The 19,292-nt window shown below is 34.9% G+C and carries 21 protein-coding genes and 1 tRNA gene; 8 read left to right on the top strand and 14 right to left on the bottom strand.

The annotated features are described in order from the left end of the window. Positions 1-297: 297 nt before the first annotated feature. The 4 genes from PHX18_08240 to PHX18_08225 all read right to left on the bottom strand — a co-directional run bounded on the left by PHX18_08240 (position 298) and on the right by PHX18_08225 (position 2,930). Complete coding sequence (locus PHX18_08240) at positions 298-1,422, bottom strand: PD-(D/E)XK nuclease family protein (GenBank protein ID MDD3594600.1); 1,125 nt, start codon at positions 1,420-1,422, stop codon at positions 298-300. Positions 1,423-1,479: 57 nt separating this feature from the next. Next, positions 1,480-1,647, bottom strand: coding sequence for a hypothetical protein (locus PHX18_08235; protein ID MDD3594599.1), 168 nt, complete (start codon positions 1,645-1,647; stop codon positions 1,480-1,482). Between the two features lie 326 nt (positions 1,648-1,973). Continuing rightward, the gene (locus PHX18_08230) at positions 1,974-2,141 is read right to left on the bottom strand and encodes a hypothetical protein (protein ID MDD3594598.1); all 168 of its coding nucleotides are present in this window, start codon (positions 2,139-2,141) and stop codon (positions 1,974-1,976) included. A 9-nt stretch (positions 2,142-2,150) separates the two neighbouring features. Beyond that, positions 2,151-2,930 carry a hypothetical protein gene (locus PHX18_08225; protein MDD3594597.1) on the bottom strand — a complete coding sequence of 260 codons (780 nt, stop codon included), beginning with the start codon at positions 2,928-2,930 and terminating at the stop codon, positions 2,151-2,153. Positions 2,931-3,059: 129 nt separating this feature from the next. Between PHX18_08225 and PHX18_08220 the strand changes: the two genes are divergently transcribed. Further along, positions 3,060-3,272: a helix-turn-helix transcriptional regulator gene (locus tag PHX18_08220; protein ID MDD3594596.1), complete on the top strand. Its 213-nt coding sequence runs from the start codon at positions 3,060-3,062 to the stop codon at positions 3,270-3,272. Between the two features lie 16 nt (positions 3,273-3,288). On the opposite strand, the gene terL is transcribed toward PHX18_08220, so the two are convergent. From terL to PHX18_08205, 3 genes are read right to left on the bottom strand one after another with little or no spacing between them, the layout of a single operon-like run. Next, positions 3,289-4,815 (bottom strand): phage terminase large subunit, encoded by a 1,527-nt coding sequence (gene terL, locus PHX18_08215; GenBank protein MDD3594595.1) that lies wholly within the window; start codon positions 4,813-4,815, stop codon positions 3,289-3,291. Beyond that, positions 4,808-5,185 (bottom strand): DUF5681 domain-containing protein, encoded by a 378-nt coding sequence (locus tag PHX18_08210; GenBank protein MDD3594594.1) that lies wholly within the window; start codon positions 5,183-5,185, stop codon positions 4,808-4,810. Before PHX18_08210 ends, terL begins: the two co-directional genes overlap by 8 nt. 3 nt (positions 5,186-5,188) lie before the next feature. Next, positions 5,189-6,487 carry a site-specific DNA-methyltransferase gene (locus tag PHX18_08205; GenBank protein ID MDD3594593.1) on the bottom strand — a complete coding sequence of 433 codons (1,299 nt, stop codon included), beginning with the start codon at positions 6,485-6,487 and terminating at the stop codon, positions 5,189-5,191. A 202-nt stretch (positions 6,488-6,689) separates the two neighbouring features. Between PHX18_08205 and PHX18_08200 the strand changes: the two genes are divergently transcribed. The 4 genes from PHX18_08200 to PHX18_08185 all read left to right on the top strand — a co-directional run bounded on the left by PHX18_08200 (position 6,690) and on the right by PHX18_08185 (position 10,509). Further along, positions 6,690-7,013, top strand: coding sequence for a DUF2924 domain-containing protein (locus tag PHX18_08200; protein MDD3594592.1), 324 nt, complete (start codon positions 6,690-6,692; stop codon positions 7,011-7,013). A 119-nt stretch (positions 7,014-7,132) separates the two neighbouring features. After that, on the top strand, positions 7,133-8,596 hold the full coding sequence (locus PHX18_08195; GenBank protein ID MDD3594591.1) for a DUF2779 domain-containing protein: 1,464 nt from the start codon (positions 7,133-7,135) through the stop codon (positions 8,594-8,596). A 59-nt stretch (positions 8,597-8,655) separates the two neighbouring features. Beyond that, a complete protein-coding gene (locus tag PHX18_08190) occupies positions 8,656-10,293 on the top strand; it encodes a recombinase family protein (protein MDD3594590.1) in 1,638 nt (545 codons plus the stop codon). A 12-nt stretch (positions 10,294-10,305) separates the two neighbouring features. Continuing rightward, positions 10,306-10,509 carry a hypothetical protein gene (locus tag PHX18_08185; protein MDD3594589.1) on the top strand — a complete coding sequence of 68 codons (204 nt, stop codon included), beginning with the start codon at positions 10,306-10,308 and terminating at the stop codon, positions 10,507-10,509. A gap of 271 nt (positions 10,510-10,780) precedes the next feature. Here the strand turns inward: PHX18_08185 and PHX18_08180 are convergent. From PHX18_08180 to PHX18_08165, 4 genes are all read right to left on the bottom strand, one after another. Then, a tRNA-Ser gene (locus PHX18_08180) sits at positions 10,781-10,865 on the bottom strand. A 50-nt stretch (positions 10,866-10,915) separates the two neighbouring features. Continuing rightward, positions 10,916-11,311 carry a YkgJ family cysteine cluster protein gene (locus tag PHX18_08175; protein MDD3594588.1) on the bottom strand — a complete coding sequence of 132 codons (396 nt, stop codon included), beginning with the start codon at positions 11,309-11,311 and terminating at the stop codon, positions 10,916-10,918. Between the two features lie 3 nt (positions 11,312-11,314). Continuing rightward, the gene (locus PHX18_08170; GenBank protein MDD3594587.1) at positions 11,315-12,319 is read right to left on the bottom strand and encodes a Gfo/Idh/MocA family oxidoreductase; all 1,005 of its coding nucleotides are present in this window, start codon (positions 12,317-12,319) and stop codon (positions 11,315-11,317) included. Between the two features lie 82 nt (positions 12,320-12,401). Beyond that, positions 12,402-13,058 carry a GNAT family N-acetyltransferase gene (locus tag PHX18_08165; protein MDD3594586.1) on the bottom strand — a complete coding sequence of 219 codons (657 nt, stop codon included), beginning with the start codon at positions 13,056-13,058 and terminating at the stop codon, positions 12,402-12,404. Between the two features lie 138 nt (positions 13,059-13,196). On the opposite strand from PHX18_08165, the gene PHX18_08160 reads away from it, so the two are divergent. After that, positions 13,197-13,532 (top strand): DUF5674 family protein, encoded by a 336-nt coding sequence (locus PHX18_08160; protein MDD3594585.1) that lies wholly within the window; start codon positions 13,197-13,199, stop codon positions 13,530-13,532. Next, complete coding sequence (locus tag PHX18_08155; protein ID MDD3594584.1) at positions 13,529-13,834, top strand: hypothetical protein; 306 nt, start codon at positions 13,529-13,531, stop codon at positions 13,832-13,834. Before PHX18_08160 ends, PHX18_08155 begins: the two co-directional genes overlap by 4 nt. A 5-nt stretch (positions 13,835-13,839) precedes the next feature. Here PHX18_08155 and ffh read toward each other — a convergent pair whose 3' ends face one another. The 3 genes from ffh to nusB are packed head-to-tail and all read right to left on the bottom strand — an operon-like array spanning position 13,840 to position 17,059. After that, positions 13,840-15,207, bottom strand: a complete 1,368-nt coding sequence (gene ffh, locus PHX18_08150; GenBank protein ID MDD3594583.1) for a signal recognition particle protein — start codon at positions 15,205-15,207, stop codon at positions 13,840-13,842. A gap of 20 nt (positions 15,208-15,227) precedes the next feature. After that, complete coding sequence (ftsY, locus tag PHX18_08145; GenBank protein ID MDD3594582.1) at positions 15,228-16,400, bottom strand: signal recognition particle-docking protein FtsY; 1,173 nt, start codon at positions 16,398-16,400, stop codon at positions 15,228-15,230. A gap of 5 nt (positions 16,401-16,405) precedes the next feature. After that, positions 16,406-17,059, bottom strand: coding sequence for a transcription antitermination factor NusB (gene nusB, locus PHX18_08140; GenBank protein ID MDD3594581.1), 654 nt, complete (start codon positions 17,057-17,059; stop codon positions 16,406-16,408). A gap of 236 nt (positions 17,060-17,295) precedes the next feature. Here nusB and PHX18_08135 point away from each other — a divergent pair, with 236 nt between their 5' ends. After that, entirely contained in the window at positions 17,296-19,251 is a 1,956-nt protein-coding gene (locus PHX18_08135; protein ID MDD3594580.1) for a 4-alpha-glucanotransferase, read from the top strand. Positions 19,252-19,292: the final 41 nt, after the last annotated feature.

Genomic DNA, 19,292 nt, shown 5'->3' with positions numbered 1-19,292 from the left:
GCTCGGCACTGCGGCGAGAACATTCAAAATGTTCTTTAATATTATCAATAGAAAGGCCGCAATAACTATTCTGAAAAAGCATTGCCAGCTGAATTATTTCTTCAGTTTTAGCTAATCTTGACATTTTCCTCCAAAATATTTAACTGAGGTTGCAACAGATTATTAAATACATTTGTACAATTTACCATTTACAATCCTTCGCAGGATTTTTTAATAAATTCTTCTTTAAGCATATTAAAAAATATGTTCATGTATTTGTTCATCTTTATTTTTATTATACAGTACAACTGCGTCAATTTATGACTTAGTTGTGTCATTTAATTTATCAGCAATCCATTTTGTACAATCTTGAATAATTATATTTAACTGTTCATCGATTACTAATTCATAAAAAGAATCATTTGACAGAGAAAAAATCTCATTTGTTTCTTCTGTTTTATAGTAAGTTTTCCAATCATTACTTAAGATTTGCAAGAGTTTCCGCACTGCTTTATTTTCATAACTTATTCTAACTACACGAATATTTCCATCAATAGAGCTTAATTTGTATCCAAGATTCCAAGAATTTCTGTTTCCATTGACTTCATCAGGTTTTTTTATTTTTTCAGTAAGGTTTGCTTCAAGTTTTGACCGAAATTTTTCTAATAAATCAATTTTTAGGCTATCTAAAGCTATTGCTATATCATTTGCGCTTTTCATATTTTCAGGTGTTTTTAATAGTAATTCTTGAATTTCCATTTTTTCATTCTCCTCTAATTGTTCTGTAAACTTTCGTATTACTGCAATAAATTGGATTAATATTTCGCGTATTGATGCTTTTGTATATGAATTATAGTGAGATAAACATACATTAAGCCATTTTAAAATGTCTTGAGACCAAGAAATACAACAAATATCGTCATCTTTTAGCTGCTTATTTTTTAAACTGTTGCAGCAGCTCTCATATGACGGTCTTGTCCCAAACTTTGTAAGATAATAAACTTTTGGTATCCCTGAACCTTTACTTTTTTGAGCATAATCGTACAGCTGATTATGCTGATCACCTGCGTTAATTTTGACTTCTATTGGAATAATATTCTTGTCGTATTTAATAACAATATCAATTCTTCTATTGTTATCTATTACATCCTCTCTTTTAATTTCTATATGATTAGTATTAGGTCTTTTTATCCCCAAAACAATATCAAAAAACAAATCAAGATATATGCGTCCTTGGCGATGGGTACCATTGGGATTAAGTAAATCTGCCAAGACTCGACACATACGCACTTCGTCGTCGGCAACATTTATCAATTCAAATATATTAAAGTTACTACCTGTTGCTTGAGCAATTGTATCGTATTTTTTCTTAATGTCAGCTGCTTTTTTCAACAAGGTTTCGACTATTTTTACTGTATTTGAATCTTTTGTAATTACTTCCATTGTTTCTCCTTTGTTAATATTTCACTTAAACTTTGATTTTTATTTTAAGTTTGTTCATTATGAAAAGAAATCACGTGCTTGGGGCATAATATAAAAAGATTTAAACTCGGATCTCGCCTCAATAATTTTTTTAGCTATTAGAGAGTTTTCAGCAAATACCTCAACGATAACAGGATTAGCAACTGTTTTAATGTAAATTTTTGCATAAAATTTTTTTTCGGCCATAATATTACTCCTTTTATTTCTATTACTTGCTCATCTTATCATACCGTTGCGACAGTTCTTGTCGTAACAAATTGTTTTTATTGGACTGCAAGTCTATAACATTATAAAGCAAGTATAGCACAATAAGGTAATGAAAGAGGATATCTGTAAGCAATTTGCAACAAAAGTACAAGAAATAAGACAAGCCAAAGGTTTTACTAAAAGTAAATTGTCTACTTTGGCTGGTCTTGACAAATGGGCACACTATATTTGTTCTGCTTTAGTTAATCTTGACATTTTCTTCTGAAATCCTGAATTGAGGTATCAACATATTATTAAATGTATTTTCACAATTTACTATCGACAATTTGCAAAAACGCTCTTGTTAAGAGGTCTTCGTGATGCTCATTATTTTTCTGATATGGGATAAATATGTGCATTTGTTCGTTCATCTTTTCCATTTTTATTACCATAACTGCGTCATAAATCGATGCAGTTATGGTTGGACTTATCATACTTATATGTTATTTCTTATAAGTTACAGGATTTGCACTGCCTTTCATTCTATATTTAGCAGGAATACGTTTTTCAATAAAAATATTGCGTATATTATCAGGAGCTTTTATGCCATCAAATTCAGACCTGTTGTCACAAGATGGGCTCTTATGCCATCCGTGAACTTCATATACTTCTTTAACTATTCCATCTATAACACTTAAAATATATTTACATTTTTCGGCATTTGCTTTATTGATTTTCCAACAACCACGAGTTGCATCATATAAACTGCCACCACAATCCTCAACTCGCTGTTGGGATGTTTTAATTATTATATAGTTAATGTCTTCAGGTTCATCATAACATTTTCTGGAAATTGTACTTTCTATTGTGATTGCATTGGCAACACCCCTATCACTATTATGACCACTCTGTAAATTTGTTAGCCCGGGATAACAGTCTATTACAGCACTTTCAACCTCAAAAGCTTCTTTTTCTTCCAGCCCCCAGCGATGAATAACATGAAGTACATTCAATCCTGCATTGCGAATCTCGCGTACAGTTTTAATTTTTATAGATATATCATCTTCATCACCTTCATTATTAAAATATTTTTCATTCTCATAAGATTTTAAAGCATCAAGAGCATGAGCAAATACTCTATTATTTTTACCCTTTCCCACATAAAAAGTTTGTCCATTTCTCGGGTCAATTAATCTATATACGTAGTATTTTAATTCTGCTGCTACTTCCGGACTAAATTTTTCCAAATTATCTTGTTTTTTTGTAATTTCTAACATTTTCATAATTTTATCCTTTCGTTTTTCTTAATTACCTAACTTATCATATGCCTGCGTCATTTCCTGACGTAACAATTTATTTTAACTAGACCTTTGGTCTATACGCTTCTAAAACGAGTATAGCACAATAAAATAATGAAAGATGGTATATGTAAGCAATTTGCAACAAAAGTACAAGAAATAAGACAAGCCAAAGGTTTTACTAAAAGTAAATTATCCACTTTGGCTGGTCTTGATATATCTTATATAGGTAAAATCGAAAGATGTGAAAAGTCTCCTAACCTTCGTACTATTATAAAACTTTCCGAAGCACTCGAAATACCTGTTAAAGATTTATTTGATTTTTAAAAATAGCTCCGGTATTTTACCAGCGTGGTGGTATCCAGCCTCTAGGCCTCTTTTTATAATTTTTGATTATCATATCCATAAAATTTTTCAATTGTTCAGGATGTTGACTTTCTTCCCATTCTTTTTGTTTTTGTGTGTTTATTGCTTCAGCCATATTTTTCAATGTAGGAGATTGCCTTTCTTTTTCTATCTCGTCCAACAGTTGAGTAAAAGCATCCACCTGATCATCATGTTTTCCATAAGGGAAAGATTGGATCTCATCCTTAAAATGCTCAAGCCAATGGGCATTTTTAGGCAAGAGAACGTTTCTTGAACGTATAAGGTATGTTTTGGTTATAGCTCTATCAGCCTTAGATTCAGTAGGATTATACGGTATGATAACAAGCTCTTTTCTTAGATGACTAATCAAAGCAGGGCCAATGCTACTATTTTCAATAATGACTCTTTGCGCATTATAAATTTTATACATTTCTTTTACTTTGTTCAAAAGGTCAGGAAAATCAAGTTTATAACGTAAAATATCGACAATATATACAATATTATTGCAAACAGCAGCTGTTACACATACAGAGTAGTCATTATTTTCACCCGTTTTAGCAGCTACATCCCAGCTTTGAATATATATTTTCTCCGAAGGCGGAAGTATATCGTAAAAAGCAAAGTCCTTATATTTTATAATATTGCCTTGAGGTGGAATAGGCATCTGTTGATATTGTGCAGAAAAGTTAAACTCACCCATCCCCGACTTTATTTCTTTAAGTTTTTCTAGTGGTTCAAGCTCGGAATTTATTACATCATCGGTTTTTCGATTAATAATACTACCATCAGAAAGAGTATAAGATTTATCTGATTCTTCTATTGCAGGTATTGAGAGAACGTCCCACTTGCCAAATTTTTGAACATAGTTTGAAAAGTCATCTGGGTGCAATCTCTGTGCAACTACAATAATTTTGCCTTCGTTTTTATTGTTTAGGCGTGAAATGATTGTGTTAGAAAATATTTCATTTGAACTTTTTCTGGTTTTTTCCGAGCAGATATCCTGTGATTTTTGTGGGTCATCAATAATGATTATATCTGCTCCATATCCAGTCAATGTTCCACCCAGGGAGGCCGCTTTTCTAAATCCATTTCTTGTCGTTTCAAAAAAGTCATCTTGCTGACGATTTTGTTTAAGTCTTGTTTTAGGAAAAGCTTCTTTATACCATTTACTTCGCATAATTTGTTTAGTTTTGAATGAGAAATCTTTTGCCAAATCATCCCCGTAACTTATGCATAAAATCTTGAGTGTTGGGTTATGCCCCAGCAACCAAGCTGTATATGCAATCGAAACAATGGTCGTTTTGAGTGTTCTTGGTGGTACGTTGATAATAAGTCTCTTTGTATTTCCATTGCTAACATAATTCAGTTTGTCAATAATTAGCTCTGTAGCAATAGTTTCAGTATATTTTTCTCCGCCATCAATTTCGTTGTAGCATTTTTCTAAAAACATGTTGAAGTCTTGTGCTAGTGCAGCTGATAAAAGTTTTCTTTTAAAATTACTCATGGTTTATCTCCTTTGTATTTTTGTAAATATATTTATTTAATAACTGTTTATCTTCCTCAGATAATTCTTGAAGCTCTGTTTCTTCCCCTCCCAAATGCAGAGCTATCAAATTTGTGAGGGTTTTTAGTGCCCCGAGTTCACCACTAAGGGCTTTAACCAGTAATTTTTTGAGTAAAGCGCGTTGTTTTGTGATTTTTTCACCATTATTTATGGTGATAATTTCTTCCATTTCTTCGCGCAGGTCGGTTTTGAAGTCTTTAATTAATTTCGGGCGACCTTTGGGATTACCGGATTGTCCAGGTTTGAATTGATGTTCTGTTGGTGGGCGCTTATAGCCAACCTCATAATCTTTTGCGTTAAATTCTGTCATAATTTAATCTCCTGTTTTTCTGACTAATAAGGCTTTTTGACCTGTAAGTTGCTCCCACCGATAAAGAATTACATCGCAGTATTTGGGTTCAATTTCTATTACACGGGCTTTTCTCTTTGTTCGTTCGGCTGCAATAAGCGTAGAGCCAGAACCTCCAAATACATCCAGGATAATTCCTCCAGGTGATGAGCAATCTAAAATAGCATCCATAATCATTGAAACAGGCTTGACTGTTGGATGAAGTTTGGATAAAGTCTTAGATTGAGGATTACAAGCGTGCATACCACGATATTTCCAGACGTTTGTTCGATAACGCCCATGAACGCCTAATTCAACATTGTTTATGTGTGGAGCTGTACCGTTTTTGAACACAAATACAAGTTCGTGCTGTGAACGATATAAACTGCCCATTCCACCGGTTCCTTTATCCCAAATACAAAGGTTTTTGAGTTGGGAGTAAATTTGTCTGCCACTTTCAAGCATTTCACCCATATGGCGAAAATCCATGCATTGGAAATGAATTGCACCGTCAATGGAGTATTTTGCCTGCAATGTCATTGTAGTTTTTAGAAAATCTGTAAATTCACATCTACTAAGTTCGCCTGAGGCTTGTTTAAACTCTGTGTGATGTTTTTGCTTTGTTACATTGCCTTGAATTTTGAGATTATAAGGGCTATCGCAAAAAATCATTTCTGCTCTGTCTTGTCCCATTAACTTTTGAAGACTTGTTTCATCAAGTGCATCACCACAGTAAAGGAAATTTTTGCCTAGCTGATACAAGTCGTCTTTATTTACACGCTTTGGGATTTCTATTGTGGTTTTGAAAAACTCATCTTCTACATCTGCTTCTGACTTAGTTTCTTCAATAGCTTCAGTGTTAAGAATTAAATCTATGTCCGGAATATCAAATCCGGTAATTGTTGCATCAAAATCAAAACCACAATCAAGATTCATTAAAAAATCCAGTTCAATTTTTAAAATATCATTATCCCAACCAGCTTGTTCTGCCAAGCGATTATCCGCTATGATGTATGCTCGTATTTGTTCAGGTGTCATATGAGATAGACAAATAGTTGGTATAACTTCAAGTCCTAGCTCTTTTGCGGCTTCAAATCTTCCGTGTCCGGCCATTATTGTGCCATCTGATTCAATTAAAATGGGATTGTTAAAACCAAGCTGCTTTATAGAGTTGGCAATCTGGTGCACCTGCTTCTTGCTGTGTGTCCTTGCATTTTTTGGGTTTGGTTTTAAATCACCTGGTTTTTTGTAGGTAATTTCTAACCTTTTTAAAAATTCTTTCATAAGAATCTCCTTTCTGTTTTTCTATTACATATATTTTTCTTTGAGTTTTGATGCATGCAAAAATGCATCTATATAAAAATTAGGAAAAAGGTTGAATGTTTGAAAAATAATTTCTTTTCTTGATACAAATTATGTCGGGAAATCCTTTTGTAGCTTGATATTTTTATTTAGAAAAGTGATAAATATAAAAAAAGGAGGTTCTATGAAAAAACAAACTGTTGGACAAAAATTAAAAGCTTGGCATGAAAAATATGATGATTTATCACCCAAAACAAAACGCAAATTAAATAAGATGATTGAACAGTATGAAAAAACGCAGAATTTTAAAATAATGGGAGAAAAAGCAGTAAAAATTTCTACGGGTGTCAAACTGATTCGTGAATTTAAAGGTAAAAAACATGAAGTTATTTCAACCGAAAAAGGTTTTGAATACAAAGGTGAAAATTATAGAAGTCTTTCTGCTATTGCAAACAAAATCACAGGTACCCGTTGGAACGGTAAAGTCTTCTTCGGGGTAAATAATTAATATGCTCGAAATTGTCGTACGGATAAATTATAATAAACCTAATTGTTGCAGATGATTTTACAAGTAGTCTTGTAGTCTAATCATCCTGTAATATAATAAAATAATAGAGAAAGGTTTTTATGAAAATATCAAAATCAGATTATATTTTAGGTTTAAAATGTCCGTTGGCACTTTGGTATAAAAAGCATAGACCTGATTTGTGCTCCGAATTTAATGATGGAATTTTAAGCCAGGGTAATGAAGTAGGACTCTTAGCCCATAAACTTTATAAGGACGGGAAATTAGTTCACCATAAACCTTGGGAAGATGCTGCAATTGTTCAAACAGGAAAATTTGTGGAAGATGGCGTAACTGCTATTTTTGAAGCTGTTGCTAAAACCGAAACAGGAGAATACTGTGCAGCCGATATTCTTAAACGGAATGAAGATGGTTCGTGGAATATTATTGAGGTAAAATCTTCTACAAAAGTCAAAGAGTACCATTTAATTGATTTATCCTTTCAGTATTATGTTTTTACAAACGCTGGCTACAATATTAAATCCTGCTATATTGTAACTGTAAATAACCAGTATGTACGCAAAGGTGATATTGACCCGTTTGAATTCTTCAACTACAACGAAGTGACAGAGGATGTTGTTAAATTGGCGAAGAATCTTCCTCAAGGATTAGAGTTAGTCAGAGATATGCAAACGGCTGCAGAACCTGCTTGTGAAATAGGAGGTGCTTGCTCATATTTCTTCGATTGTCAATATATTGACCATTGCTGGCAAAATATTCCAGATTATTCTGTTTTTGATGTGATGAAAATGGAAAAGGCAGTAGAAATCTTTCGCAAATATAAAACTGCTGACTTGCAAAAACTGCCAAGAGAATTGTTTTTAAACGAGAGAAAAAGCGAAGAGATTAACTGTTTTTTGGATGAAAGAACTATTGTTGAAGTTGATAAAATAGCAGATTTCCTTGCTGCATTAGAATATCCGCTTTACTTTTTAGATTATGAAACGATATGCAGTGCTATACCTTTATTTGAAGGGACTTCCCCATATCAGCAAATTCCCTTTCAATTTTCTCTGCATATTTTAAATTCTCCTGATTCTCAGCTTGAGCACGTTGAATTTTTGCATGAAAAACAAACTGACCCGAGAGAAGAGTTAATCAAAAAACTTATAACATCTTGCTCTACTAACGGCTCCATAGTTGTTTATAATCAGGGGTTTGAAAAGACGGTCAATAAGAAGCTGGCAGAGAGTTTCTCTGTATATGCTCAAGAGCTTTTTGAGATTAATAATCGTGTAGTTGACTTGATTGTGCCGTTTCGCAAACGTATGCTATATAACTATGAACAATATGGTTCATCATCTATTAAGAAGACACTTCCTGCATTCACCGATATAAGTTACGCAAATTTAGCAATTAATAACGGGAGTGATGCTTCAAGTCAGTATTTGGATTTTTTGAAAGGGCTTGTGCCGGAATCTGATGATTTATTCGAAAATTTATTGGAATATTGCGGTCAGGATACCTTGGCTATGGTTAAATTGCTGGATGTTTTAAATGAATATTCAAGCAAGAAACTATCTTGATTTTTTCAATTTGGATATAAAAGCTTGATTTAATTCCTTCTTAGAGTGATAGATACAGCATGAACAAGAAACAGATTAAATCAGGTAATAGTACCGTCACCACAAAAACCGAATATTTATCAACTCGCAAATATCGCTGTGCTGTTTACACAAGAAAATCTTCGGAAGAAGGCTTGGAGCAAGATTTCAATTCCCTTGATGCTCAGCGTGAAGCTGGAGAAGCCTACATTAAATCCCAAATGCATGAGGGTTGGGTTTTGGTAGAAAAACAATATAATGACGGCGGGTTTTCAGGCGGAACAATGGAACGTCCTGCTTTTAAAGAGTTATTGAATGATATCGAAAACGATGAAATTGATATCGTGGTTGTTTATAAAGTAGACAGGCTTACCCGTTCATTAATGGATTTTGCAAAAATAGTAGATGTTTTAGACAAGCACGAAACTTTTTTTGTATCTATAACGCAGCAATTTAATACAACGACATCTATGGGAAGACTTACATTAAATATTCTGCTTTCTTTTGCACAATTTGAAAGGGAAGTTACAGGCGAAAGAATTCGCGACAAGTTTGCAGCATCACGTAAAAAAGGAATGTTTATGCATGGCAATCCTTCTATTGGATACATAAAAAAAGATGGTGTTCTGCTTGAAGATAAGGAACAATCCTCCAAAATCAGGCATATATTTGAAAAATACATTGAACTTAGAAGCGTTTCTAAACTGCACGATTACCTAATCGAAAATGAAATTCATACTAAAACAGACAAAATTTTTTATAAAGGTCATCTGCATAAGTTGCTTAGAAATAAAATATATATTGGTAAAATTACACATAAAAATGAGGTTTATGAGGGGCTGCATGATGGTATTGTTGACGAAAAAGTTTTTGAAAAGGTGCAGAACATTTTAGATGAAAATACTATTCGCCAAAAACATTCCATCGGTGCAAAACATGTATCTTTGTTAGCAGGTAAAATTTATGATGACAAGGGTAATGTTATGTCACCATCACATAGTAGAAATCGTCACGGTGCTTGTTACAGATATTATATAAGCCAAGCATTACTACAAAACCGCCAGCATGAAGCCGGAAATATATCCAAAATTCCTGCAGGAGAAATTGAGGATTTTATAAGGTTAAAATTCGCAGAGCTTGTTAAAAACAAAGCTCAGATGATTAAATATTTATCGGGTATGACATTAAAAAAGCAAAAAGCCGTTTTGAATTTTTTAGAAACTTACAATCCTGATAATGTATTTATACGTACCGTTTTAAATAAGGCTATAGTTTCTGAAAACAAAGTACATATTTCTCTGTATAATGATTTACTTGTAAAGGCTGTAGAAGCTGTAACGTATGGTCAATTGATGAATTTTGAAACTAAAGACAATTGTTTATTGGAATTTAGTTATGAGGTAAATCTTTCGCCCTGTCATCAAAAAGGTACAAAGATTGTTATTGGGCATAATAAAGTTGAGTATAATTTCACTTTAATTCGAGCTATTACAAAAGGTTTTTATTATCATAAGCTCCTTAAAGAAGAGAAGCTTTCAAAGGAACTAAGAACTGACAGCTATATTAAAAGATTAATGAGGTTGAGATTTTTACCGCCAAATATTATTGAAGCCATACTAAATGGTACTCAAGATCTAGGTTTGACACTCAAAGAATTGTATAAAATGGCTAAACTTTAACAGGAGATTAATATGTACAATTTTACACAGGATGAATTTAAACAACTTCACAAATTAGTTGATGATATTTATAATACGAGCATTGTTATAGATTATTTTTGCTCAGGTCATAGAGAAATTGAAGAGCTTGATAATATTACACCGGTTGTTCAATTTTTACGAAAAAATGCCGATATTTTAAATAATATGTTTATTGATAGTAAGCATTTAAATTAAGGATGTTTACTATCAAAATTATTTAACATTTTATATGACATAAATTGCCGTGCCAATTTGCAATGGTATTTTGGGTAATATAGAAATGCCAGATTTGAATGTTGGGCACCACGAAAATTTCCAAAAGAGAATTTTGCAAAAAATTGCTCTAAAATTCTTAAAAAATTGTGCTTAAAAAATTCTCTTTTCTGAAAAAGCAGTCATAAGCCCCACCCGTCTGGCATTATAGCAAACAAAAAAGCCACCATTCTCTGAATGGTGGACTTAAAACCGGAGAGAGAGGGATTCGAACCCTCGGTACCTTGCGATACACAGACGTTCCAGGTCTGCACCTTCAACCACTCGGACATCTCTCCATTGGCTTAAAAAAATTATACGACAAAAATCTTTATTTCCAAAATTATTATTAATTAAGGTAATCCTCAAAACTCTTTTCGGGTTCTATTTTATACCCGCAGCCTTCATGAAGTTCGCCTCTGAAATAGATAATTTTTTCGGGATATCGCCTGCACATTCTTAATCGTTTGTTATAGACGCTGCACGTACCGTCTTTGTTTACCAGTTTACAGCCTATAATTATATTCCCGTCTTCATCCCAACCTCTGACCTCAAACCTTTTATATGCAGGATATAAAAATTGCATTATTTTAAACTCTTTTTCTGTATAAGTATCTTTTGAATACATATAATTGCAGCATTTGCCGCATTTTTTGCATTCGCCCGTAACCTTGTAGCGGACTTTTTGAATAACAAAGTTCGATAAAAATTCGTAATATAAAACTTTAAGGTATTTTATTAACATTAATTAAACGTTGGCTTTACTTCTTGAAGAGGAAAATTTGACTTTATCAAGTTCTTTTAATTTTGCGCCCAACATAATTTTGTCAGCCTGCTCAAGTATTTTCACCACCTTGTAGCCGTTTTCACCGTCTGTTCTGGGCGTTTGACCTGTTTTAATACAGGATAAGAAATGTTGACACTCAAGCTTTAAGGGTTCAATTTCAAGATAATCGGGATATTCTACATTTTGTTGACCCGGTGCAAAGTTGTCAAATATTATCAACTTGTTTTCCTGAAGAGTGTCATCCAAAATCGCAGTTGCCTTTGTACCCCTGACCATAAGGCGAACGTGCTTCGCAGGCGTAATCCAGCTGTTTGAAATATGTGCCGTTACGCCATCCTCAAATTTGATACCAAGGTGAACTATATCCATAATATCGTTTTTATCCGAAGAGCAGCCGACTGCCGAAATTACATTAATAGGGTCTTTGCCCACAACGTAGGACATCATAGACAAATCATGCGGAGCTAAATCCCACATTACGCTGCGGTCGTTTTTAAAGTAATTTACATTTAAACGGTCGCTTTGTGCATAACTAACTTCGCCTAAAGCTCCGCTTTGTACAATTTCTCTAAGCCTGTTTACGGCAGGATGATAAAGCAGCAAGTGTCCTACCATTAAAGTCAGGTCGTTTTTTTGTGCCAGTTTATTAAGTTCAAACGCTTCCTTCGCGCTTGTTGCAATTGGTTTTTCCACATAGACGTGTTTTCCTGCAAGAAGCGCTTTTTTAACAAGATGGTAGTGGGTATGGCTCGGGGTAGCAATTATAATAGCCTGTATTTCTTTTGAGTTAAGTAAACTTTCGAAGTCTGATGTTAAACAAACTCCTTCGTAATTTTCCTTCACTATTTTTAAATTTTCAAAATCTAGGTCGCATACTGTATGAAGGGCGCCTAAAGCGTAAAAATTACGCACCAGATTTCTTCCCCATATTCCGCATCCTACTATTGCTGCTGTTTTTTCTTGCATGTTTGTTCTCTTTTTTTCAATATCTTTCTAATAATAATTAAAAATTCCAACGAGGGCAAATAAAAAATATGTAAAGACTTGGTTATTTAGCTAATAATTTAGCTGCGTTTTCTTCGGGTAAATACATTTCTACAATGGCATTATCTAAAAACGAATACTTTTTGGGGTTGTTTATTTTATCAATTATCGCCTTTGTGCATCTGCCTTCGGGGTCCAAGTAAGGTTTGAAGCCTAATTTGTGATAAAACGGAGATGAACCGTTTGTTGACTGCAGTATTACCCTGCCTTCATGCCCTTCTTTCAGGCTTCTTCTTACAATTTCCTGCATTAATCTTGTTCCAACCTGAGCGTATTTTTTGCGGAAATTTGAGTCTATTAAAGTTACAAATATACAGCCCTTAGATACGTAGTCTTTATTTTCAAAAAGACCGTAATACGGATGTTTTGGCATATTGATAAAAGTAACTTCACCCATAAGAAGCTTATTTGCAACGAGCTTTAACTTATCTTTGCCTTCATCATCACAAAATTTTATAACCGCATCAAGCTGCTCGCCGGTTCTTTTAGCAATAATGGTTGTTTTTACGGGCGGTTCCAGACTTGGTAAACCTTTAAACGCTATATTCGATGTTTTTTGAAAAACATCCCTATCTAAGCCAACACTTTGTTTAGGGAATGTTGAAACTTTTTGACCGGGTGTATGGGCAATACCGTTTAAAAAACTTACAGAGTTAAGCATTGAAACCTCAATAGCTACATCAACGAAGTTATTAAATACCGGGAAAAAAAATTTTTGCTACTTTCTGCGGAAGTTTTTCATATTGTAGGTTTTGTGTTAGAATATATGAAGTTTAGTTTGGCACAATAGGGTAATAATATGCTGATATTGACGGAGAAATTGACCTTAGAGGAACTGCGAAGTATTGCAAAAAATATTTTTGGAGAAATGGTTAAGGGCGTTGTTGATGTTGATAAAGGAATTTTAGCCATAGATGCTGAATTACATGCGGATATAGAAGCCGAATTATTACAACAAGGTAGCGCGCAAGCATCTTTATGGGGTATTAACCTGTATCCGGATGAGGACGATTTTATAGAATTTGATTCAATGATAAATATCAGACCTTCTCAAAATAATCGCTCAAGAAGCGTAGAAAATGAAGCTATAAGAAGTAAAATAATTTCTATCGTAAATGCTAGGATTTCGATATGATTTCACACGAAAATTTAGCACAAGGCCGTTGGCGTGAAATGAGTTTTTTTGAACAAATGGCAAATATCGGGGCAGAGGTTGGTAGAACCTTTAAATGGAAAGAAAAAGGCAGGGAAGAACTTTCACAGCGTTCATTTGAAAGAGCTTTAGAATTAATAGATTTAACTATTAAAACAGCCCAAAAACCCTCTGCAGTCAAAGAGCTATCAAGGCTAAGAGAACATTTTTGTGAAATGTTTTTAGATTTAACTCAGTATAGTTGTTTAGACAAATATTTTTATTACTTTACTGTAAAGCGCTAATTGGACTACTTTTTGCGGAAGTTCTTCATATTGCGCATCATATTGCGGGCCATATGAGGATTTTTGCGTAAATTTTGGGTCATTTTTGACATGTTTTGCATCATTTGGCGCATTTGCTCAAACTGTTTTAGAAAAGCCGTGACGTCAGCAACTTCCATTCCGCAGCCTTTTGCTATTCTTTCTCTTCTGCTTATGTTTATAATTTCGGGCTTTTTTCGCTCTTTTGAAGTCATACTTTTAATGCAGGCTTCGATTTTTTTCATTTGAGCTTCACTCTGATTTGCAATCAGGTCTTTTGTATTTTTATCAATCCCGGGGATGGGCAGCATATTCAGAATTTGTCCCATAGAACCGAGCATTTTCATTTGTTTTTGCAAACCTAAAAAATCTTCCAGCGTAAATTCTTTCTTACGCATTTTCTTTTCAAGGTCTTTTGCCTGCTCTATGTCGAAGTTTTCCTGTGCTTTTTCCACTAAAGATACAATATCTCCCATACCTAAAATTCTTTGAGCCATACGCTCAGGGTAGAAAACATCAAGCGCATCTAGTTTTTCGCCGGTGCCTGTGAATTTGATGGGTTTTTGGGTAGAATATACAACACTCAGTGCGGCACCGCCTCTGGCATCGCCGTCAAGTTTTGATAATACGATACCTGTAACCTCAAGCTGCTCATTAAATGATTGTGCCACATTCACGGCCTCTTGACCTGTCATAGCGTCTATTACAAGGAGTTTTTCGGCAGGCTCAAAAGCTCTGTCTATCAGCAAAAGCTCCGCCATCATTTGAGTGTCTATCTGCAAACGTCCGGCTGTGTCTATAATTAATGTGTCGAAATTATTATTTTTTGCGTGTTCAATGGATTGAGCTACTATTTCACTGACATTTGTATTGCCGTCAATGGTGAAAACCTCTGCGCCTATTTGTTTACCCAAGGTTTGAAGCTGTTTAATCGCAGCAGGTCTATAGACGTCACAAGCTACGAGAAGAGGTTTTTTGCCGTCTTTTCTTAATTTAACAGCAAGTTTTGCCGCTGAGGTTGTTTTACCCGAACCTTGCAGTCCGAGCATCATTATAAGGCTTGGATGTCCACTAAAAATCAAAGGTTTGTTTTCATGTCCTAAAAGCTCGACAAGCTCATCGTTTACTATTTTGATGAGCTGCTGCGACGGGGAAATACTTTTTAAAACTTCCTGCCCTTCCGCTTTTTCTCTTATATTTGAGATAAAAGCTTTAACAACTTTTAAGCTTACGTCAGCCTCAAGAAACGCACGGCGAATTTCACGAAAAGCCTCTTGCATATTTTCATCTGTCAGCTTGGATTGGCTGGTGTTCTTTATAATATTTTGCAGTCTTTCGGATAGTGATTCAAACATTTATAACTCCTGAATAATTATTAAAATAAAGCTTCTATGAATTTTGCCGACGAAAATTCTCTTATATCTTCAAGTTTTTCTCCGACCCCGACGAGTTTGACGGGAATTTTGAGTTCTTTTGCTATGGCTACAACTATGGCGCCTTTTGAACTTCCGTCAAGTTTTGTCAAACCCACGGAGGTTAAATCCACGGTTTGTGAGAATACTTCTGCCTGTTTGAGCGCATTTTGACCGGTGGAAGCATCTATTACAAGCATACTTTCGGCGAGATTTTCAGGCGCCTGATTATCTATAACCTTTTTGATTTTTCCAAGTTCTTCCATCAGGTTGAATTTATTTTGCAAACGCCCTGCCGTGTCTATTAAAAGTATGTCGTAGTTTTTTTCTTTAGCTTGTTTTATGGCATCAAAAACAACCGAGGCACTGTCAGCTCCGTCATTTCTGATAATGTCGGCACCTGCTCTTTTTGACCAAATATCAAGCTGTTCTTCCGCTGCGGCTCTGAATGTATCACCTGCGGCAATAAGGACTTTTTTGCCCTCCTGCTTGAATTTGTATGCCATTTTGCCTATAAGGGTTGTTTTGCCCGCCCCATTTACGCCTGTTACGAGAAATATGTTAAGCTGATTGGGTGTGAGGTGGATTTTGTCCGAAGGGGTCTGATTTAAAATTGCCATAAATTGATTTTTTAAAAATTCTCTTAAGTTTGATTGTGTTATTTTATCCCTTTGCGCTCTCAGGTTGTCTATTATGTAAGCGGAAGTTTCAACCCCTAAGTCAGCTTTGATAAGCGTTTCTTCCATTTCATCGAGAGTGTCCTCATCAATTTTTTCTTCGTTGGATAAGTTTGCTACAAAACTTTCAACAAGGGTTTTACCCGTTTTTTCTATGGTTTCTTTCAGATGAAAAAATGAGAAAGAGAAATCATTTTTTTGCGGCTCTTCTTTCGTTTCTTCAATAATTTCTTCAACAGCATTCTCAGCTTCCGAGCCGCCCAGCTGCTTAGCTTCTTTCTCGTTGGTATTCTCAGCTTCTAAGCCGCCCAGCTGCTCAGCTTCCTTCTCGTTGGTATTCTCAGCTTCCGAGCTGCCCAGCTGCTCAGCTTCCTTCTCGTTGGTATTCTCAGCTTCTAAGCTGCCCAGCTGCTCAGCTTCCTTAACGGGTTTTTCTTTTTTTCTGAAAAAATTAAACATAAACTTTATTTCTTTATTTTGTTAACTTCTGCGATTTTGCCCAAAATTCCGTGGATAAAAGACGTGCTTTCATCCGTGGAGTATTTTTTTGCTATCTCTACGGCTTCATCTACAATGACTTTAACCGGAACGTCTTTTGAAAAGAACAGTTCGCAAGCAGCCATTCTTAAAATAGAAAGGTCTATTGCCACCATTCTTTTAATGTCCCAGCCTATAGCGGATTCACTTATTGCATCGTCAATCTTTTGGCGGTTATCCCTTATTAATTCCACTATTCCTCTTGCGTAAGATTTAACTTCGTTTACTTCCTCCAAAAGCGCCAGCTCGGATATTTCCGTTGCCTGATAGCATTTTTCTACAACATCTAAAAGTATATCTATCTTTTCTTCAAAATCTTTTGTCATAGGCAGTTGTACGGCGATATTTTTTACGCCGATTGGTCTTGTTTTATTTACGTCCGCGTTTAATTCAAGGTTTTGAATATATTCTTTTACATTTATAAGACTTGTTGTAGTCGTTTTTAAATCATCGTTAGCGTTACTTACCAGTGTTCTTACCGAGTTTAATAATATTTCATCTATATCAAAGTCTTTCTTTTCAAGTTTTATTTGAGAAAGAACCATAATTATAAGTTCTCTTGAAGCTCTTCTTGCGTTCACTTTTTTTACCTCTTTCCAGTATCTGTTAAATATTAAATCACAAAGATTAATTGAGGTGAAGAGTTTGCAGCTAAGCAGCTGGGAAGCTGGGAAGTTGAGAAGCTGGGAAGTTGAGAAGCTGGGAAGTTGAGAAGCTGGGAAGTTGAGAGGTCGGGATTGGGGTGAAGCCGGGATATTATTTAGTATTGTAAAAGATATCATTCAAGCCCTTTTATAATTTTTTTTTAAATAATATAATGTTTTTACGATTAGACTATATAGGTACGCAAAACATGCCTGAAACTCAAACTATTTTAAAGCTTGGACAAGACTATAAACAAACGATTAGAAAAGCACTGGAATTGCTTAATAAGAAACAATTTTCATTGATTATCCATGGTGCAAGTTTCCCTTCTGTTGAATTTCAAGATACAGGCATGGGGTCTTTTTGCTCGGAAGGAGCCAAGAAACTGGTTGATTTTGCGCAAGGAATTTTCACAAGCATTCAGCTTGGACCTGCCGGAAAAACAAAAGCTATCGATGCTTCACCTTATACGGGGACAGTTTTTTCGAATAATCCTTTGTTTATAGACTTATATGAATTAACGCAGGATAATTATGCAAACCTTTTGAGCAGCGAAACTTTTAACTCAATAGTTGAAAACAACCCTAACAAAGGAGTTAACAAAGTAGCTTACTCTTATATCTTTACAAATCAAATGACGGCCCTGAAAGAAGCTTTCAGCTCGTTCAACCTTAAACTTGTTAAAAAGGATAAGCAGGCTGTTGCAATGAAAAAAGAGCTTGATAAATTTACTGCCCAAAATAATGACTGGCTTGAAAAGGATGCTCTTTATGAAGCATTATCGGTAAAGCATAACAATGATTACTGGCCTGCATGGGATGATGAAATTGACAGAAATCTTTTCAATATGAATACAAAGGAAGGTCAAATTGCCTCAGCACAAAGAATTAAAGAAATTCAATCCAAATATGTTAACGAAATTGAGTTTTATAATTTCTGCCAGTTCATAGCGGCAAAACAAAAAGAAGAAATGAAGAATTATGCGCTTTCTAAAGGCATAAAAATGATAGCGGACAGGCAAGTGGCTTTTTCAGACAGAGATTGCTGGGCTAATCAGGCATTGTTCTTAAAAGGCTGGTGTTTGGGCTGTCCTCCGGATTATTTTTCAAAAGACGGTCAGGCATGGGGTTTTAGTGTTATGAACCCTGAGAAAATGTTTAACAAAAACGGCTCTTTGGGTGAAGGCGGCAAACTAATGTTTAACCTTTACAGGAAGATGTTTAAAGAAAACCCCGGCGGTGTCAGGATTGACCACTTTGTGGGATTGGTCGACCCTTGGGTTTACAAAGAAGGATTTAAGCCAAAAGCTCAGGAAGGAGCAGGAAGACTTTATTCTTCTCCCGAACATCCGGAGCTTTCCCGATATGCAATAGCAAAAGAAAGTGATTTGAATTTGGAATTTGATTCAGACAGCGAATACCGAGTTAAATCTCTTACCAAAGAACAAATCTCAAGATACGCCGCTTTAATTGAAAAAATAGTTATGGCAGCGGCAAAAGCGGAAGGTATAGGTAAAGATTCCATTATATGTGAAGACTTGGGTACTTTGACATATCCCGTTGAAAAAGTTATGGAGCAGTTTGAGCTTAGCGGTATGAGATTAACCCAGTTCGTTAAGCCTGAGAAACCCGAACATCCCTACAGAGGCATTAATACAGATGCTAACAGCTGGATAATGGTTGGTACTCACGACAATGAACCTGTTTCTATGTGGGCAAAATCAATGATTAACACGGCAGAAGGATACTTGCATGCCAAAAATTTATCGGCGGATTTATGTTTGGATAAAAATTATATAGATTCTTATGCTGTAGAGTTATCCAAGAATGCACAGGAACTCACCAAGGCGAAACTTGTTGAATTATTTACCGCAAATTCTCAAAATATTCAGCTCTTTTTCACTGACTTTTTCGGAATAGAAGATGTTTATAATAAACCCGGAACATCGGGAGAGCAAAATTGGTCGTTAAGGCTGCCTAATAACTTTGAGTGGTTTTATTTTAATCAATTAGCAAAAGGTAAAGCCGCTAATTTAGCTCAAATTCTTATTTATGCGCTTAAGGTCAAAGGGCTTGATGCCGGTAATTATGACTTAGTTAAAAAACTTGAAGAGTATGCTTTTATATGAAAGAAAGCTTTGAAACAATAGATGAAGTAAATAATCGAACA

The organism is Candidatus Gastranaerophilales bacterium (genome assembly GCA_028696075.1).
Taxonomy (GTDB): domain Bacteria; phylum Cyanobacteriota; class Vampirovibrionia; order Gastranaerophilales; family JAILCC01; genus JAQVHS01.
Note: the sequence above shows the minus strand (reverse complement) of the source record. Positions and strands in the feature narration are given on the sequence as shown.